The sequence below is a fragment of the Desulfosporosinus sp. BICA1-9 genome, assembly GCF_000802135.1.
In genome coordinates, this window is record NZ_JUEE01000090.1 from 1 (window position 1) to 17,056 (window position 17,056).

General features: G+C 41.8%; 18 protein-coding genes and 1 pseudogene. 3 read left to right on the forward strand and 16 right to left on the reverse strand.

The window, feature by feature from the left end:
- The 3 genes from JL57_RS34270 to JL57_RS12170 form a co-directional block, all read right to left on the reverse strand.
- The coding region (locus tag JL57_RS34270) for a DUF3102 domain-containing protein (RefSeq protein ID WP_291300011.1) at positions 1–109 on the reverse strand (109 nt) is incomplete at its 3' end.
- Between the two features lie 215 nt (positions 110–324).
- A complete protein-coding gene (locus tag JL57_RS12165; RefSeq protein ID WP_034142319.1) occupies positions 325–564 on the reverse strand; it encodes a DUF2922 domain-containing protein in 240 nt (79 codons plus the stop codon).
- A gap of 37 nt (positions 565–601) precedes the next feature.
- On the reverse strand, positions 602–826 hold the full coding sequence (locus JL57_RS12170; RefSeq protein ID WP_034142320.1) for a DUF1659 domain-containing protein: 225 nt from the start codon (positions 824–826) through the stop codon (positions 602–604).
- A gap of 610 nt (positions 827–1,436) precedes the next feature.
- On the opposite strand from JL57_RS12170, the gene JL57_RS12175 reads away from it, so the two are divergent.
- Positions 1,437–2,606: a hypothetical protein gene (locus tag JL57_RS12175; protein WP_034142321.1), complete on the forward strand. Its 1,170-nt coding sequence runs from the start codon at positions 1,437–1,439 to the stop codon at positions 2,604–2,606.
- 285 nt (positions 2,607–2,891) lie between these two features.
- Here JL57_RS12175 and JL57_RS12180 read toward each other — a convergent pair whose 3' ends face one another.
- From JL57_RS12180 to JL57_RS12210, 7 genes are all read right to left on the reverse strand, one after another.
- Complete coding sequence (locus JL57_RS12180; protein WP_034142322.1) at positions 2,892–3,266, reverse strand: hypothetical protein; 375 nt, start codon at positions 3,264–3,266, stop codon at positions 2,892–2,894.
- A gap of 3 nt (positions 3,267–3,269) precedes the next feature.
- The gene (locus JL57_RS12185) at positions 3,270–3,536 is read right to left on the reverse strand and encodes a hypothetical protein (RefSeq protein WP_034142323.1); all 267 of its coding nucleotides are present in this window, start codon (positions 3,534–3,536) and stop codon (positions 3,270–3,272) included.
- A gap of 3 nt (positions 3,537–3,539) precedes the next feature.
- On the reverse strand, positions 3,540–4,121 hold the full coding sequence (locus tag JL57_RS12190) for a hypothetical protein (RefSeq protein WP_034142324.1): 582 nt from the start codon (positions 4,119–4,121) through the stop codon (positions 3,540–3,542).
- A gap of 364 nt (positions 4,122–4,485) precedes the next feature.
- A complete protein-coding gene (locus JL57_RS12195) occupies positions 4,486–4,956 on the reverse strand; it encodes a UPF0158 family protein (RefSeq protein ID WP_034142325.1) in 471 nt (156 codons plus the stop codon).
- Between the two features lie 446 nt (positions 4,957–5,402).
- On the reverse strand, positions 5,403–5,714 hold the full coding sequence (locus JL57_RS12200; RefSeq protein WP_034142326.1) for a DUF86 domain-containing protein: 312 nt from the start codon (positions 5,712–5,714) through the stop codon (positions 5,403–5,405).
- Positions 5,704–5,988, reverse strand: a complete 285-nt coding sequence (locus JL57_RS12205; protein WP_034142327.1) for a nucleotidyltransferase family protein — start codon at positions 5,986–5,988, stop codon at positions 5,704–5,706. Before JL57_RS12205 ends, JL57_RS12200 begins: the two co-directional genes overlap by 11 nt.
- 136 nt (positions 5,989–6,124) lie before the next feature.
- On the reverse strand, positions 6,125–6,853 hold the full coding sequence (locus JL57_RS12210) for a calcium-binding protein (RefSeq protein ID WP_034142328.1): 729 nt from the start codon (positions 6,851–6,853) through the stop codon (positions 6,125–6,127).
- A 617-nt stretch (positions 6,854–7,470) separates the two neighbouring features.
- On the opposite strand from JL57_RS12210, the pseudogene tnpA reads away from it, so the two are divergent.
- Both tnpA and tnpB read left to right on the forward strand, forming a co-directional pair.
- Positions 7,471–7,788: pseudogene (gene tnpA / locus JL57_RS12215) on the forward strand (IS200/IS605 family transposase); the annotation flags it as partial.
- A gap of 4 nt (positions 7,789–7,792) precedes the next feature.
- The gene (gene tnpB, locus JL57_RS12220) at positions 7,793–8,887 is read left to right on the forward strand and encodes an IS200/IS605 family element RNA-guided endonuclease TnpB (RefSeq protein ID WP_034142329.1); all 1,095 of its coding nucleotides are present in this window, start codon (positions 7,793–7,795) and stop codon (positions 8,885–8,887) included.
- A gap of 98 nt (positions 8,888–8,985) precedes the next feature.
- Here the strand turns inward: tnpB and JL57_RS12225 are convergent, their stop codons facing one another.
- The 6 genes from JL57_RS12225 to JL57_RS12245 form a co-directional block, all read right to left on the reverse strand.
- Positions 8,986–10,191, reverse strand: a complete 1,206-nt coding sequence (locus JL57_RS12225; RefSeq protein ID WP_366557015.1) for an FAD-dependent oxidoreductase — start codon at positions 10,189–10,191, stop codon at positions 8,986–8,988.
- Complete coding sequence (locus JL57_RS36370) at positions 10,170–10,427, reverse strand: FAD-dependent oxidoreductase (protein WP_366557016.1); 258 nt, start codon at positions 10,425–10,427, stop codon at positions 10,170–10,172. Before JL57_RS36370 ends, JL57_RS12225 begins: the two co-directional genes overlap by 22 nt.
- Positions 10,428–10,465: 38 nt before the next feature.
- Entirely contained in the window at positions 10,466–12,382 is a 1,917-nt protein-coding gene (locus JL57_RS12230; RefSeq protein ID WP_034142330.1) for an NADH-ubiquinone oxidoreductase-F iron-sulfur binding region domain-containing protein, read from the reverse strand.
- Positions 12,379–14,448 carry an FAD-dependent oxidoreductase gene (locus JL57_RS12235; protein ID WP_034142331.1) on the reverse strand — a complete coding sequence of 690 codons (2,070 nt, stop codon included), beginning with the start codon at positions 14,446–14,448 and terminating at the stop codon, positions 12,379–12,381. The genes JL57_RS12230 and JL57_RS12235 overlap by 4 nt, the downstream gene beginning before the upstream one ends.
- 163 nt (positions 14,449–14,611) lie before the next feature.
- Entirely contained in the window at positions 14,612–15,916 is a 1,305-nt protein-coding gene (locus JL57_RS12240) for a nitrate/nitrite transporter (RefSeq protein WP_034142332.1), read from the reverse strand.
- A 236-nt stretch (positions 15,917–16,152) separates the two neighbouring features.
- Positions 16,153–16,992, reverse strand: coding sequence for a flavodoxin family protein (locus JL57_RS12245; protein ID WP_034142333.1), 840 nt, complete (start codon positions 16,990–16,992; stop codon positions 16,153–16,155).
- Positions 16,993–17,056: the final 64 nt, after the last annotated feature.

Consider the following 17,056-nt stretch of genomic DNA (forward strand, 5'->3'; position numbering starts at 1 on the left):
GCCCTCCGATCTCAATGGCGTTAGCCAGCAGAGTCCTTCCGGTGCGATGGTTGATTATGTTTATTTCATCCGCGATAATCCGCGGGGTGCGTTCCGTCGTAGTAGTCATCCGCGCGTCAATCCTTCCTGTTACTTTCTACACAATATGTGCCCAAGCTTAAGAAGGTGCGAGCTTGCCAGCGGAAACTCCGGAAGAAACAGCAGACCACAGAAATGGCGGCCGGTTTGAAGATGTTTTCATCCGGCCGCCATTTTTCGGTTTGGCTTATTCAATTCGGGGTATGGACTGGGCTTTTATCGTGTTTGCGCCGATATCAAAACAATTTAGGCGACAGGCGGGTCGAAAATATCCTCAGTCACTGTTTCTATGATTTTTGCATCCCTTTTGGCGACGAGGTCGCCGTCGGAAAGATCAAAAATATTCTTTTCGATAAGGAGATCCATGACCTGTTCAACCTCCGCCTGCGTCAAGTCCGCCCTTGGCGAGGGCAGCGTCATGGTAAACGTGCCTCCGCCGGCGACGGTAAATACGAGGCGAACAACTTTCTGGGTTGCAGTGGGCATGGACAATCACTTCCTTTTTATCTTAAATATTAAAACGCTACTCTTCAGTGAGAATATAACTGCTGTTGCGGCGTATCTCTATGATGGGGTATTCCAGTAAACTGAACAGTGCGGTGGCGACTGCGTAAACCTCTTCGGTGGCAGCGCTTTCTTTTACTTTCGCCAGGTTTTTCTGGCGGGTAAGAGGAAGTCCCTCGGCAGTCATTCCGGTCTGATACCGTACCACCATAGCCGTTTCAGCGTGTGTTGAATTGATCGACATATTTTTCTCCTTTCGCATCTCAGCTTGGCAATCGTCTCTTATAGCGGCGCAAACTCTTTTGAGAAAAGCCAGTCCATGCTTCATTATATGAACTTGTCCGGAAACGGTGACAAACCCAAAATCAAAAGAAAAAGCAGGAAGTATCCGAGAGCTAATGAACTAACTAATGCCGCCTTATACGAACACACTAAGGAACGGAAAAGGTATCGAGCTGGTCTGTTACGAGCGGAATATAACTACTTTTTGGTTATCTGTTTTTTTAGACATATGTTAGTCTCATCTGCGTAGTTGTATTTATAGACGTATTTCTCTCGGGGTAATTGTCCTCGTCTCAACTGTCTAATGACTCAATAATTAATACAAATTAATTATGCACTCCCTTGTTTTCAAAGGGGGTGCATTTGTTTTTTTGGGGTGCATGCCCTTTGGACTTTTGATAATAGCTACTTTTTTATAGCTTCAAGTGTTAACCTATATATCCTTCATTTACGGAGATGACAATTCATTATTCGAATGTCCCCTTCTATTATTTGATGGGTGTTTGTTTTTGTTGCAGGTAATCCGTAATACATGTCGAAAGTAAAAAAGATTTGGTTTGGAGGGTTTCACTTTGAAAGAAAAGAATTTAATAACACGTTTATTATTGTATTCTATCCTTCCTCTCATCGGTCTGGTAATAAACTACTATATTTCAAATCACTCATTAACAGATAACTTACTAATCTATGCGCTTAAATTTAATATAATAAATATTACCGGTGTTGGGGCTTTAATAATATTATTAGTCCTAGTATTAGCCGTATCTGATACATCAAAATGGATTAAGAAATATTATTCAGAAAAACAGAACTTAACTGTAACACCATTAAATGAGAAAATAAATGAATTAAAGGAAAATATTAAGCACAAGGAAGATTTACTTTTAGCAAAAGCTGGATCTTTAATGGATAAGTATAATGATCTTCAGCAATATCAAGAAAAGGAAACATTACTTAAGCATTTGAAGCGGTTTACCCTTAATAAACCAGTCATTCACTCTGCACAGTTATATCGTTATAGCAAAAAAATTTTTAATGATGAAACGCTTGTGAAAGTCAATTACATCAATGGTTATGCGATTGAGGGAATTGACATCAATGCGCTAATCCAAACTTATTACCATATCCCTAAGGGAATTTATTTCGACATGAATAATATTCTTGAATTAAAAAGAAAGCTAGATATATTAACTGAGAGCGAAAAGGATTTTGAAAGTATTCAGGTTAGTAATGAAATTGAACATCAAGTACAAGAGGATATACTGAATACTATAGAAGAATTTATAAAAACTTATCGTCCGTTAATTGAAAGCAAAGAACCATCGTCTCTTACAGAAAGTGATAGCTATATAATTGCATTGTATGAACTATGTGTGGAAATCTATTTAAGTTTGACTGACGACAGCGACTATGATACTTGGGAACTGAACTTTTTCACTCCAGAAATAGACCATCAATTAAAAAATATGAAAAGAACCGGGATTTTGAGTGGGATCCTTAAAATAAATGAATATATTTTCCGTAATGAAGGTTTAAGTAGTAAAAAAGGTAGGATTTATATTACGAGGTGTTTTCAATTAAATAACCAAAATTATATCATCTTATTATCAATCTTACCTAATATCATTGATTTTCCCAATTGGAGAAAGCTTCTGTCGACTCAAACAAAAGAGCTGATTCAGGGCTTGCAAGACGACTTAAGTCTAATATATAATGAAGTTGAACATGAAAGGATGATGTAAGATGTTCAATTCCGCCTTAAAACGCGATCAGGCAATATCTAGACTAAATAACATCGGTGTTACTGTAAAAAAAATTGATACCCCCGAAGGCCTAAAAGACAAAAGTTGGATAATGCCTACAAGCGATAGAAAGGGTATGATTATCCTTAAAACCAAAAATAAATAAAGAATAATTATTCTGTACATCTAAAATAAATAGATCCGGCTACTTATCAAGCCGGATCTATTTATTTTAGATGTAACTTTGATAACCACGGATTTTTACCTTCAAGCCTCATTGATGTTTTATTCTTCAGTAATCCAATCATCTCCGAGCAGATCAAATAACAACGCGCTTTCACCTAATATTTTATCCTGCTTCTTAGTTAGTGGATCTAGCCAGTCCGCCTTGTCTCGTACCCATTTAAGCCAGTTCCTTATCTTCGCCTTTTCTAGTTCGCTTTCTAAGTCATTAATTTTAAATTCTATGCTCTCAGCAAACTTTCTTATTTTTTCTGCCCTATTCCAATCAGATGCAAAATTTTCAAGTATTTCAAGCTGTTCTAATTCCTCTTTTCTCTTTTTTTCGTTTTCCCATCGTACACGTTCTTGTTCGGCTCTGCGGATTTCATCAGCTTTACGTTCTTCACGTATATCTTTTACAATATTAATAGCTTCCATTATTCATATTATTATTTCACCTATTTGGTTTTCAATTTTCTTCTTATCGCTGTCACGCCAATGTTTGCGCTTTGAATGATATTCATCAATCTCAAAAGCTAACTTTCCATTCTTAACTAAGTCATAGGGTGGTATGTGCGCCCAACTATGCCTTTTCTGATCGGCAAGCTCTTCTTTTGTAGGCTTATGCTCAACTCTCTGCTGTAACTCTTTGATTAGAATAGGTACCCCATCGACCCCCAAACATATATATGTAACGTTATCATGCACGCGTCACTCATAGTTGTAATAGTGCTCTGCCTTTGGCGCCTTAATATCAACAGAATAACCTAAATGTTCTACCGCCTTAAATAGAGTACTTAATACTCTATGTACACGGTCTCTCTGGTCTCCTGAAACACCAAGATACAAGACCCTGTTCAGAGTAGGTTTTGTAGTTCCCTTCCTTGAACGAAAATATTGTATTGTATCTTTGACTAAACCATGTAGATAGGTTAAGTCTGCAGGAACAGCTACAGATGCACAATAATCTTTTACAGCTTGACGTTGATCCTCCGGTAAAAATGAAAGAGTCTCTGTCTTCTTCACCCCTGATAGACTACTCGAATGATTCATGGAAGAATTTCTTGTTACAATCTTATCTGGCCCTTTTGACTTCGGAAGAGTTGGTATCTTTGGTTTTTGTCCGGCTTGGACTTTCGCCCAATAGCCATTTGGAGGCGTGGGTATTTCAAGCTTCTTACAATGTTTTCTCAATGCAACATCAGATATGCCATACCGCTTGGCAACTGTTGTCATCGGCTCAACCCAAACTTCCTTATAAAGCTTTTCTCTTTCATATGTCCTTGTTTCCATAAGAAACACCTCAAATATAATACTCGGCAGCAATCTTATTAATGCTGATCATTCTCTCAATTCAAGTTTCTTTCAATTTATACAGCCACTTTAGGACTATTCTACTTGGTATAATGAGTTCCATTCTTCTCTGGTCGGTTTTGCTTGGTTCACGTTGCTTTTCTCCTTCCTGTAGGACACTCAGAACGATCATTTTTAAAGATTACTAAACCACAAGTTATAATCATGAACCAATTGATAGTTCTTGCTGTCCTTTTCGACTAATTCCAGCAGACATAGGAAAAACATATATTGTTTCGACCTTTTCATGCTTTTACAACTATGCGTATAAAAAAACTGTCTATCCCTGTAACCTCGCAACAACTTATTTATAGTCAATTTCACGAAATTCGCACCATTCGCGGACAATTTCACATAGTGTCTCATATTTGTACGAATCCCATTCTTTTTCTATCCCATGCTTAATGATCACATCTCTGAAGCGACGAAACGCGCCTTTACCATCAATTGAGTAACACAGCTTATTTCGCAGTTTGTCATCTTCTTGAGAATAACAAAAGTTTTCCATAATTCGATATTCATTAACTTCTTCCCGATCGGGCAGTTCAACATAATCGCCCCAGTTTTCCACCACGTCCACCGCCTCGCGAATAGCATCCTGCTCCCAGTCCTCATATTCACTAAAATCATCATCATCTTCGGATTCTTCGGCAATGCTTAAATACTCCATTTGGATTTCGACGATATCACCTGTCTTTTTGTTCAAATAATGTTTCCATCCATCCATGAAGAAATCCAGTCTATCGACAATTTCTTTCAAGCTGACTGGCTTCATATCTTGATCACCTTTTCCTTTCCCTAACTTGCCGCAACCCTACACATTTTAATCCACTTAAACCATTTCCAGAATTCTTAAAAGGCAGTTCCTTGGTTCGTATTCCCCACCTCACCTAAAACATTTATGTCCTCTGTGACTCTATCATTAGCCTGTGTCAAGTCTTACATAAAAAAACAAATGACCTCCCGCAACATTTCCGATAATTGCAGATGGTCAGCTATAAAAAAAACTTCATTTATTAAACTAGAGTCGTCGTCGTTATTACCAAAGTTCTTTATAATGCTGTGCATTGTCCGTTAGCTCAGCTGCACAGGCGGGAGAGTAAAGATAAAAAATAAATTTGCAGTTTCAGCTCAATTTAAATCCGCTGTCCTGAAAAATACTCCATCGTGTTAATTTTAAATAGTGTTTTCTGTTTAATCTTCTTTCAGCAAGTCCTCAAGTTACTCCATTAGCACCGGAACCTCTTTTTGAGATAAATTCCAGACAAGCTCCATTTTTAATTCGCCATATCCGTGTGCTACGATATTTCTAAGATCAACGATCTTTCGCCACTGAATATCCTTGTACTCCGTCCATAACTCCCGCGACAATGCGTTGGCATGTTCACCTATGTTAAGAAGCGACATTGCTGTTGCCTTCTGGTAAACATCATTTTCGTGGAATCCTTTTTCACCGATTTCATTAGAATACCTTATAATGTCTTTGCATTCGGATATGATCATTTTAAGTAATTGAATATCCCTATGCTTCATATATCCTTACCTTCTTGTTAATGGTTAAATAGCTGTTTTCCTTTAAAGGGCCGGCATCCACATCCACCTTGGTGTTCAATTTCTCTTGAATATCAAGCTTAAGCCCGGACATATCAAATAAACTTGCAACTTTTTCATCAAAGTATACAAGTAAATCCACGTCTGACTCCTCCGTATTCTCACCATTTGCAAACGAGCCAAACAAGTCGATGCTAAGCACCGGATACGCAGGTGCAACCTGAACCACCGCATCTCTTATATCTGTAATTGTCACGTTTATCACCTCTTGAAGACCTTAAAACAAACTTTAAGGCAATGATTAAATCTCTGATTTCATTATACCTTAAAAAATGATCACAATCAAAAAAATGGTTACCTCGAAAGGGTTATATTGCAGGGCCGCAACCCCTTTATCGATTACAGAACCCAAAGTTGTAATCATCAACCAGTTGATAGTTTTTACTCTCCTTCTCAACCGGTTCCAGAAGACAAATGGGAAATGAAAACTGCTTTCTGCCCATTCTTGCTTTCACGACGATACCATATAAACCAAAAATACCTTCAATTGCTGTTACCTTGATAATATCGCCAACTTTCAAAGGACCAGGATCATCTATAATTTCGGCTTCAAAAGGAAACTGAAGATGATTTTCAAGGTATTTTTGCCAGGCCTCCTCAATTTCCAGGTCATCTTCGCCCCCACAGTTTCTTACAAATTCATCAACCCTTCGCTCCTGTTCTTCATAGAGCTTTTCAGCACGTTTCATTTCAATAGAACGCAAATTATCAGGTGATGCTTTCACATACTCAATTTCAATGCCCGGGACATGAGTTTTTAACATCCTCTTAAACTGACTGATATCGGTCTCCTTCTTTTCTTTTTTAAGCTTCATCACACCTTCATCGGTCTTCAGATTTATGAGTGCTTGTCTGCTTTTTGTGCAAGTAATTCCTTTTATACAGCCCCATTCAACAAAAAGGCTCTCACTGCTCAATCCCGTCGAAATATGTAAACCCTTTTCATAAAACTTGATTTTTGCATTTATTAGAACCGCATCTAACGACGAGTGCTCTCCTTGATAATCAAATTCAAACACTCCAAGCTCTTTTCCGTATTCACTTTTTATGACTTCAAACATCCTGTATTCCCTTTCTTGTACGATCCCTTTTTAAAGCCTCTTTTCTATATTCTAATTAAAGCACCGCTTTGGGCCTTAAACACCCGGCCCCGAGTGTTGGGGTTTACTAACTCCCTGCGTCAAAAGTCCCACAAGCCTTCACCGAAAAAGGATAATGAAAATGAAACGTAAGATAGGCAGTTTGCTGCTATTACTGGTTTCCAGCCAAAATATCATTGCAGAAACTGTCTTCGGGGAACTGACATTGATGGACGTTTGACCACTTTCCGGGTACTATTTTGAGTGGCTCGATCTTGGCACACGGTCAGACTCCGGAGAACGAAGTTCCAATCAAGCAACTCATCTATTGTCAATTTTATGGAATTCGCACCATTCACGGACGGTCTCGCAAAATGTCATGTTTGTACAAATCCCATTCTTTTTCTATCCCATGCTTAATAATCGCATCTCTGAAGCGGCGAAACGCACCCTTACCACATTGAATTTTACTAAGCTACGGGGTTCTGTACCCCTTATTCATTTATAAGCTTGGTTGTTCCAATGGTTAAATTAAAATTATTTTCATGCTCTGTAATCACATAATCAACAACAAACCTTCTATCACTCTTAAAAATGGTATCTTTTCAATTGAAGTTCGCTTAAAGGAGTTGATAAGGGAGATATGCGAAGAACTTCAATCCGAACTAATAGAACTGGAGATTATGCCCGACCACGTCCACCTATTGATTGAAGTAGATCCTCAATTTGGTGTCCATAAGGTCATTAAAACGATCAAAGGAAAATCGTCGAGAATACTTAGAAAGGAGTTTAAAGAGTTAACCACTAAATTGCCAACGTTATGGACTAATTCGTATTTAATCTCTACTGTTGGAGGTGCGCCGCTAGCCATTGTTAAGCAGTATATTGAAAGTCAAAAGGTTTCAGAGAGGAGGTAATGCCTTGCACAAAGCCTTTAAATTTCGGCTATATCCAACCAAAGAACAGATAGTACTCCTTAACAAAACTATAGGTTGTACTCGATACGTCTACAATCACTTCCTTGATGCACGTATTAAACTATTTGAAGCTGAACGAAAAACCCTGAACTTTAATTCTTGCTGTCTTGAACTCACACAATTAAAGAAACAAATCGAATGGCTTCAAGAAGTCGATTCCATGGCCCTCCAGCAAACTCTTAAAGACTTGGATAAAGCCTATCAAAAGTTCTTCAAAGAGAAAAAGGGGTTTCCTAACTTCAAATGTAAAAAGAATCCTAAACAAAGCTATAGAACTAACGCCAATAAATCTAGTATTGAGGTAAGTGATAGCAAGATTAAGCTTCCCAAACTTGGATGGGTAAGTTTTGCGAAGAGTAGAGAAGTTGACGGAAAGGTCATTTCAGCCACGATTCGCAGAAGTCCTAGCGGAACCTATTTCATCTCAATTCTTTGCGAAGTAGAGATTCAACCTTTGCCAAGAGTAGATCAAGCCGTAGGGATTGACTTAGGAATTAAAGAGTTTGCCATCACTTCTGACGGTGAACATTTTAGGAATCCTAAACACTATCGCAAACACGAACGTAAGCTTAAACGGCTCCAACGCAAGTTATCTAAAAAACAAAAAGGAAGTCTCAACCGAGACAAAGCGAGAAAAAAAGTTGCTAAGGCCCATGAAACTATTCGCAATTGCCGTCAGGATTTTTTGCATAAGCTAACAACTAAACTAATTCGTGAAAATCAAACGGTCTGTTTGGAAGATTTGCAGGTTAAGAACATGATTCAAAATCATAATCTAGCAAAGTCGATAGCCGACGTTTCTTGGTCTGAATTCCGGTCAATGCTGGAATATAAAGCGGGATGGTATGGAAGGGAATTATCAATCATCGGCAAAACATTCCCATCCAGTCAGCTTTGTTCCGCATGTGGTTATCGCAATAAGGATGTAAAAAACTTGAACCTGCGAGAATGGATATGCCCAATTTGTGGCTTGTATCATGATCGAGATGAAAACGCCGCCAAAAATATCCTTAGAGAAGGATTAAGGCTGGCAGGATAAATTTCTTTGCCGTGGGACACACGGTTTAAGCTTGGGGAGTACACGGCATAAGTCGGTATGATGAACCTAGAATCCCCTAGATTCATCCAAGGGGAGTGTCAAAGAGTTTCTACATATTCTGCAGCACTTTCACCGGCGATCCGTCCGCTGTTGATGGCAAACCCCATGGTATTACCCGGCATTATGAATGTATAGCTGTCAGAATGGATGGAATTAGCATCTGTGCCTGCCGCATAAAGCCCCGGTATGACTTCAAATCCTTCGTCTAGCACTTCCGCTTTATAATTAATTTTAATTCCGCCCAAACTTCCGAAACCACTTGGTACCAATCTACCAGCGTAAAATTTAGCTTTCTTGATAGGTTTCAGATATTTATAGTTCTTGTTAAACAATGAGTCACGACTCTCACAGGCTTTGTTATATTCAGCAACAGTTTTCTTTAGATTTTCTACGTTAATCCCTGCTTTTTCCGCTAATTCTTCCAGAGTATCTGCTACAAAAAAGTCATTACATCCATCAGCAATAGCGCTTTGCAATTCGCTGTCAAAATTACTGGCGTCTTCAATCGGAACATCATAACATAATTGGTCAAACCCGTTCTTCAGATAATATTTCTTTGCGGTTTCATCAAGAATCATAAAAGCACAGCGATTTTTCTGCCCGGAAATAGCATTGCCGGCAAATGTATTGTTTTGGATAACTTCTTCATTAAAGAAACGTTCCCCGTCTAAATTAACTAACAGGTTCGGTTGACGGAACACTGCATCAACGTACCAATACTCCGGTTGCCTTGGAATGGAGCAATACATTTCCAACATCATATGAGTTTTAGCTGCACCAACTTCCCAGGCCATCTTAAGACCATCCCCGTCAATGCCGGGAATTTTAAAGGAAAATAAATCCCGTCCCCATTCATATCCGGTATAGTTCTTGATCATTTCAGCATTACCACCAAAGCCGCCAGTGGCTACCACAACAGCCTTCGCCTTGGCTTGAACCGTTTCTCCGGAACTATCTTCAGCCAGAAATCCTACAACGCGTCCGTCTTCTTTAAGTATCTTTTTAACAGGCGTATTAAGAAAGAATTTCACGCCAAGTTCTTCTGCTCTTTCCGTCATGGCCTTATAAATAAGCGCCCCGGTTCCGTGAGCTCCATTATGTGTTTTTATAATATGCCAAGTTGGTTGAGAATCTACAAAGTGTCTGGCCGCCATCAGAAATTCTACTCCCATATCCTCTAACCAATCGATCGTACTGCCGGATTTGTCGATAAATGCCCGCACTAATCGGGCATCAGAATCCAATGGTTGAAGTCCATATGCATTTTAAAAGCTTCTTCTTTTGTAAGCCCGATAATCTGTTTCTTTTGCAGTCTACTTTCAACCCCGAAAGGTCCCATAGCCATGTTGCCACATCCGCCTGTTACGTTGGATTTTTCGAAAACCATAACACTGGCGCCATTTTCCGCTGCAGCAACGGCAGCGGCCAACCCTGCCGGACCGGCTGCAATAATGGCTACATCCGCATTCACTTCTTTCATGATCATCTCTCCTTAAAAATAATTAGGTATCCTTTTGTTTACCTTTTTCTCCAACTTCCTACAGGGATCGGCTCGTCGGGAGTCTTAGGTTTTACCCCGCCAGCCTTTGTCACCGCGCTATATTCGGAGGGGCATACTTCCAAGCAGACCCCGCACTTTGTACACTCGTCCTGGTCTATTACATGGATCATCAGTTCCTCGCCGAGGATGGCCTCGTCCGGGCAGTTCTTTAAGCATATCTGACAGCCCTGGCACTTATCGCCCAAAATGTGATAAGTGATATACTTTTTGCAAACAAGTGCAGGACACCTCTTCTTCTTGATATGTGCTTCTAACTCATCACGGAAATACTTGATTACAGTCAGCACCGGGTTGGGTGCCGTCCTTCCCAAACTGCAGATTGACCCAGACTGCATACCCTCACCTAATTCCAATAACAAGTCAAGATCATCAGATTTACCCTTACCTTCCGTAATGTCAGTCAGAATAGCTAGTAGTTGTGCAGTTCCTTCCCGACACAGCACACACTTACCGCAAGATTCAACCTTAGTAAAGGAAAGACAGTCTTTTGGCAAATAAACCATACAGGTATTGGTAGCGGCAACCATAATTGTTCCGGAACCCATAATCGCGCCCTCTACCGCTAGATGATCAAAGTCAACCGGAAGGTCCAGTGCACTGGCCGGTAAACAACCTCCCGTGGGACCGCCAATCAGGATTGCCTTCAAATCCTGGCTGCCTGTTATGCCCCCACCAATTTCATATACAATCTGACGGAGCGTGGTCCCCATTGGCACTTCGATAACTCCCGGGCACCCCACCTCGCCGGTCAAGGTTAATAACTTGCTCCCTTTACTCTTATCAGTACCAAAACCAGCGTACCACTCGGCACCTTTTTGAATAATTGCCGATACGTTGGCCAGAGTCTCGGTGCTATTGATACAGGTCGGTTTACCTCTCAGTCCGGATGCAGCTGGATAGGGAGGACGGGTATACGACATAGTCCTTTTGCCCTCCATGGCACTAATCATGGCTGTCTCAACGCCGCCAACAAAGTCGCTTGTTCCCTTATAAATCTCTACCTGAAAGCTGAAACCGGAACCTAGGATATTATGACCTAAAAGCCCGTAAGTCTCAGTTTGTTGCAAAGCTTTTCTAAGCCTTTCAATGGCCAAGCCATTATCTTCGTTGATATAAATGTAGCCTTGGGCTGCGCCTACAGCATAGGCCCCGATCAGCATCCCCTCCAAAACAGCATGAGGGTCGCTTTCCAGCAAATGCTTGACTGAATAAGCCCTGGGATCACCTTCAGCAGCATTACAAATCATATATTTCACACTACCTGGGGCATTGTGACAGGCTTCCCATTTAGCTGCCGTAGGAAAACCTGCACCACCTCGCCCCCTCAGTCCAGACTTGCGAACTTCTTCAATAACCTGCTCAGGGGTCATACTTAGTACCTTGGCTAGCCCACTATAGCCGCCGTTAGCAATATAGTGGTCGATATTTGCAGGATCGATTATTCCGCAATTGCGGGTTGCTATTTTCACTTGATGCCTAAAAATGGGCAGTTCGAAAAAGTCGGGAAGGCCTTCAATTATACCCTTACCGATTGTACCTATGGCCAAGTCGGTCCTCGGGTTATCATTAACGAGATAATCTGTTACAAGCTGAGAAACAATTTCCAGAGTAACCTTGCTGTAGCCAATACGAGGGCGGCCACGCTTGGCAATAAAAATTAAGGGTTCAAGGCAGCAGCTTCCAATACATCCCACTTCTACTATCTTGGCCTTGATGTTGCTCTGTTCAAACTCAACTTTAAATTGTTCCAGCACTTGTAACGCCCCGGAGGAGCGGCCGCATTCCGAAGTGTTAATATAAATGCGAGGGGTTTGATTATCTTCCAAATACCTCCATTCAGCTATTGCTTTGTGCTGTATTTGTTCAAATGTCATCGAACATAATCCCCCCAGAATTTCTTTTCGGTAATCAAGGTTCTAAGATCACACTGCAAGCAGCGTTGCGACTCTTTCAGAGCAGTATCTTTATTAGAGCTCATATTGCTCAATCCGAACCTAGATTGTAAAGCAAATCCCTCTTCTCGGCCAATCCAAGCACTGGGCTCTTCTATCGGTGCCAATTCCTCTTCTATCCTACCGTCCCCACCAAGTGATTTATCGATTGCGACAGCTGCCTTTCTGCCAGCAGCTATTGCCTTAATAACCGAGATCGTACCAGTCACGACATCGCCAGCCGCAAAGACAGTTTCCTTATTTGCAGCTAGGGTATCCGGATCAACCAAAATCGTATTTCCTCGACCAATGGTCAAGCCGAACTTATCAATATCTTTCGGACGTTGCCCGACGGCGAAGATAACAGTGTCTGCCGGTAGAATGTGTTCTGAACTTTCGACAACAATAATTTTTGCTCTTCCGTCCTCCTCTAAGACAAATGACTCTACATCAAGACACTCAACGCCTGTAACATGCCCTTGTTCGCCAGTAAGTTTGACAAAGGTTTGGGAAGGATGGATGATAATGCCCTCTTCTTCTCCGTGTTTAATCTCTTCCGAACTGGCCGTCATTTTTTCTCTTGATTCCAGACAAGCTATGTGAACCTCGCTGGCACCGAGACGGCGGGCAACACGGGCGCAATCAAAGGCGACATTCCCACCGCCGAGGACAACTACCCTTTTACCCACATGGACTTTATTGCCGAGCCTCGTATCTCTGAGGAAAGCTATATTAACAAGTACTCCGTCAAGGTCAGCCCCAGGAATAGGCAATTTTACCCCTTGATGAGCACCGACTGCTACAAGGACGGCCTTGTAGCCTTCTTCAAAAAGAGTATCTAAGGAATCCACCCTCGTATTTGTCCTGATCTGTACACCTATGCTTTCAATTTCTTTGACTTCATCGGCAATTACCTGTGTGGGTAGTCTGTACTCCGGTATACCGAATCTAAGCATGCCGCCAGGCAATGGTAATTCTTCAAATACAGTGACATCGTGACCCTGCTTTGCCAAATAATAAGCTGCGGTCAGCCCGGCTGGTCCTGAACCCACTACGGCTACCCTCTTGCCTGTTGACGGCGCCAGCTTGGATTTATTCTTCCACTGCTTATCATCATTTTCAGCAGCAAAGCGCTTAAGGTCACGAATTGAAATAGACTCGTTCACTTCTTTGCGTCGGCAGGCGTTTTCACAGAGATGGTTACATACATAACCAAGGCTCATCGGAAAAGGAACCTTCTCCCTGATCACCGCAGCAGCATTCGAAGGCTTATTTTCACGGATCAAACGAATATACCGGGGTATGTCAATGCCAGCGGGACAAGTGGTTTTGCAGGGAACAAGTGACTCCTTGCGAATAACTCCCGTCTTTAAAAGTCCATCATGATCCCTGATCGTACCTGTAGGGCAAACCTCAACACAAGCTCCACAGAACTTGCAACCCGCATCAGCTAAGGGAAGATCCAGAACAGGACTGATATAGGCCTCGCCGTTTTTCTTGTTGTAATCAAGTACCTTTACCCCACGTAGTTCCTGGCAGGCTCTCACACATCGCCCGCACAGGACACACCTGCTGAGATCATGCACAAAAAGCGGATTAGCAGTGTTAACCGGAAGCGCTTTATGTCTGTTTCTTAATCTTCCACTAGAGACACCTACATACTGAGTAAGAGACTGAAATTCGCACTTACCATATTTTGGGCAGGTGGAGCAGTCTGCTGGATGTACGGTTAGCATTAACTCTACAGCAAGCCGCCGTATCTGCTCAACCTTGGGCGTCTTGGTCTTCACCACCATTCCCATCTTTGCTTTAATGGTACAGGCAGTGGGTAGATCAGGCAAACCTTCGACCTCAACAACACATACCCGGCAAGCACCGATGGGCTTAAGATCTGGGTGATGGCAGAGGTTGGGGATGTAAATTCCCGCTTCTAATGCTGCCTCTAGTATTGTCTTACCCTTTTTAGTTTTGACTTCAAGTCCATCGATTTCTAGTACGATTTCTTCCAAAATGCTCTACCCTCTTACCTAGTGTATTTATATTTTTTGGCATATACACTTTCCATGAAATAAACTTACTCCCGGCTATAGACAGAATGGCCTTTGGATTGATTTTGGTCACGGGTTATACAATAGACCCGTGACCAAGCCTAATATTCTACGATAAACTAATTCATAGTGTCTTTGAATTGTTATTAGCAATCATTGCAGATTTCTCATGTAGATGTGCAAAAGCTTTTGGCTTTTTAAAGGCCATCGCTGCGAAGAAACCTACGATAGCAACAATGGTTACGATAAGGATCGAAAGCTGGTAAGTATGTGTTGCAGTTAGCGCACTTGAGCCTAAACCAACGCCTACTGTACCACCAATTAAGCCTAATCCCATCGCCATACCGCCCACTTTACCCGTAATATGCTCCGGATAACTCTTGGCGATAAACGCCATAGTCGTGGCGATACCCTGGCCCATGAAAAATGCTGTTACCAACATGACCACTAGTAATAGAGGATTAGGTCCTTGTCCCGTTACCCCTGATAACTTGACAAAGAAGTATACACCCGTTAGAAGAAACGATAGCATAATCTGCAACTTGGTATTACCTTTGTAAACCTTGTCATGAAGCCAACCGCTTACCAACGAACCAATCATAAACACAAACTGAAAGATCATCATCAATTGTCCAGCCACCATTGGTCCCCAACCAACGCCCACCGGTAACGGAATCGCAAAATATCCTGGTGTAAGGTCATTGATACCTTGGATTAACCAGTTGAATAAAAATACATAGACAATTAACAGGTAAATGATAGGCTCCCCTAAGGCCAACTTAAAATCGTTTTTGGCGGCTTGAACGTCTTCATGTTCTTCCGCTATCAATTCTGGTGCCTTCGGGCCAAAAATCATTATTATAGAAAAAACTAAAAAAATAATTGCCGGGCAAGCCATCCAAACCATTGTTACTGTCCAGGATTGGGTTGCACTGAAAACAGCAGGTGAGGCTCCAAAGCCTACGAATACTCCTAAAGCAGTAGACATGCCCTGAACCCCAGTTATCAGCCCACGCTCTTTGAATGGGAACCATTCCGCTGCCATGCGAGATATAGTTGTAATGATCGGTCCGGTACCAAGTCCCCCGACTAGCCGGAGCAAAATTATGGCAGGTAGATTTGGGCCAACAAATGGTAACAAGACGGCTGACAAGATCAGCAATATACCACAGACTAAATACACTTTGACAATACCTACTCTATCAACAATGGCTCCGCCGATAATGCCCCCGATACAGACAGTCACGGTCCATAACCCCATCACTGTAAATGTTACCAAGCCCAGATCCCGACCCAGATGCTTTGCCACCTCACCAATTAACGGGGCAGGTGCAATCATAATTACCCCTTGAGCTATAACCCCAATTATCATCGTCACCATGACAAACCAGCGATACTTTGGATACACAATTGGCACATTTGCATTCATTTTCGGACCCCTCCTTCTTATCTAGGTTCTTCGTAAGATCAAAGATATAGTCAAACGCTATTTTACGTTCAACATCACCTACTTTCATCTAACATTTAGACTTCGCAATTATTTTAAATATTCTGAACCTACTGTATAAATAAATGCTTTCTTTCTAATCTGTACGTCTTTTATAAATGTCAGGACCAAGAGGATACTCTTCAAACAGCCCAATTTATCGGAATTCAAGGAACTGCTCATTTAGTTCGCGGTTTAAGCCAGTTGTCTTCCCCTTTATAAGCCTTTCTGACAACAGTCAGTTCTTCACGGCGGGAAAAATACTCTTTAACCTTACCCTTCAGCTCTTGGTTATGACGTACAAGCCCCTCTTTCGTTTGTCTGTCGCTGCGAGGTCCGAATATCCATATAACCCCATCTCTCCCAGCAATAAGGTCAGCTACTTGGCCGCATAAGGAACAAATAGCTATTCCAGGCTGAGGAAACTTCCAAATATCCGCCCAGCAGCTTGGACACTCACCCTCCTCGGGTGGACGAGCTTCATCAAACAATCGGCTGCCCAACAGCCTTACTCGTCCCCGAACACCTTCTGCCAAAACGGCTTCACCGGGCAATGCCCCTATGAACATACAGGCATCTTTTACTCCTAACCCCATATTTCTAGCTGTGGTAATCAACGCAGAGAGGGTATAGCCTTCCCAGCCATGATTTCCGGCAGTAGCAATAATAACACAGGGTTTTCCCCAGAAATCCTCAAGCAGCTGGTTCAGCGCAATGATTCTGTCCCCTATTAGTTTGGTAACAGAAGCAGGACCTAAGGCATAACAGGGTGATGCCAAAATTATCCCGTCGGCTGCCTTTATTTTATCTGCCAGGGGATAAAGATCATCGTCGATAGGACAAGATTTATCTGGAAGAAGGCAGGTAAAACACCCCCTGCAGGGTTCGAATCGCCATTCGGCCAACCGGATCAATTCCAGTTCGTATTCGTCCCCTGCTGCGGCAGCTGCCTCTTTAAGAAGTATTTCACCATTGGCCGTTTTGCGTTGGGAAGCAACCAACCCTAAAATCCTTTTCATCTAGAGCCCCTTTCTCCAGGATAAAATTTATGTCAACTTGCTGCAAGAATTTGGCTATTCCCAT

What these genes read in the sequence shown, in the direction of transcription:
- JL57_RS12210 (WP_034142328.1), bottom strand. Translation starts at nt 6,853, where the DNA reads ATGTTTGAAGTCATAAAAAGTGAATACGGAAAAGAGCTTGGAGTGTTT.
- JL57_RS12165 (WP_034142319.1), bottom strand. Translation starts at nt 564, where the DNA reads ATGCCCACTGCAACCCAGAAAGTTGTTCGCCTCGTATTTACCGTCGCC.
- JL57_RS12190 (WP_034142324.1), bottom strand. Translation starts at nt 4,121, where the DNA reads ATGGAAACAAGGACATATGAAAGAGAAAAGCTTTATAAGGAAGTTTGG.
- JL57_RS12195 (WP_034142325.1), bottom strand. Translation starts at nt 4,956, where the DNA reads ATGAAGCCAGTCAGCTTGAAAGAAATTGTCGATAGACTGGATTTCTTC.
- JL57_RS12170 (WP_034142320.1), bottom strand. Translation starts at nt 826, where the DNA reads ATGTCGATCAATTCAACACACGCTGAAACGGCTATGGTGGTACGGTAT.
- JL57_RS36370 (WP_366557016.1), bottom strand. Translation starts at nt 10,427, where the DNA reads ATGAAAGAAGTGAATGCGGATGTAGCCATTATTGCAGCCGGTCCGGCA.
- JL57_RS12180 (WP_034142322.1), bottom strand. Translation starts at nt 3,266, where the DNA reads ATGGAAGCTATTAATATTGTAAAAGATATACGTGAAGAACGTAAAGCT.
- JL57_RS12245 (WP_034142333.1), bottom strand. Translation starts at nt 16,992, where the DNA reads ATGAAAAGGATTTTAGGGTTGGTTGCTTCCCAACGCAAAACGGCCAAT.
- JL57_RS12230 (WP_034142330.1), bottom strand. Translation starts at nt 12,382, where the DNA reads ATGACATTTGAACAAATACAGCACAAAGCAATAGCTGAATGGAGGTAT.
- JL57_RS12240 (WP_034142332.1), bottom strand. Translation starts at nt 15,916, where the DNA reads ATGAATGCAAATGTGCCAATTGTGTATCCAAAGTATCGCTGGTTTGTC.
- JL57_RS12200 (WP_034142326.1), bottom strand. Translation starts at nt 5,714, where the DNA reads ATGAAGCATAGGGATATTCAATTACTTAAAATGATCATATCCGAATGC.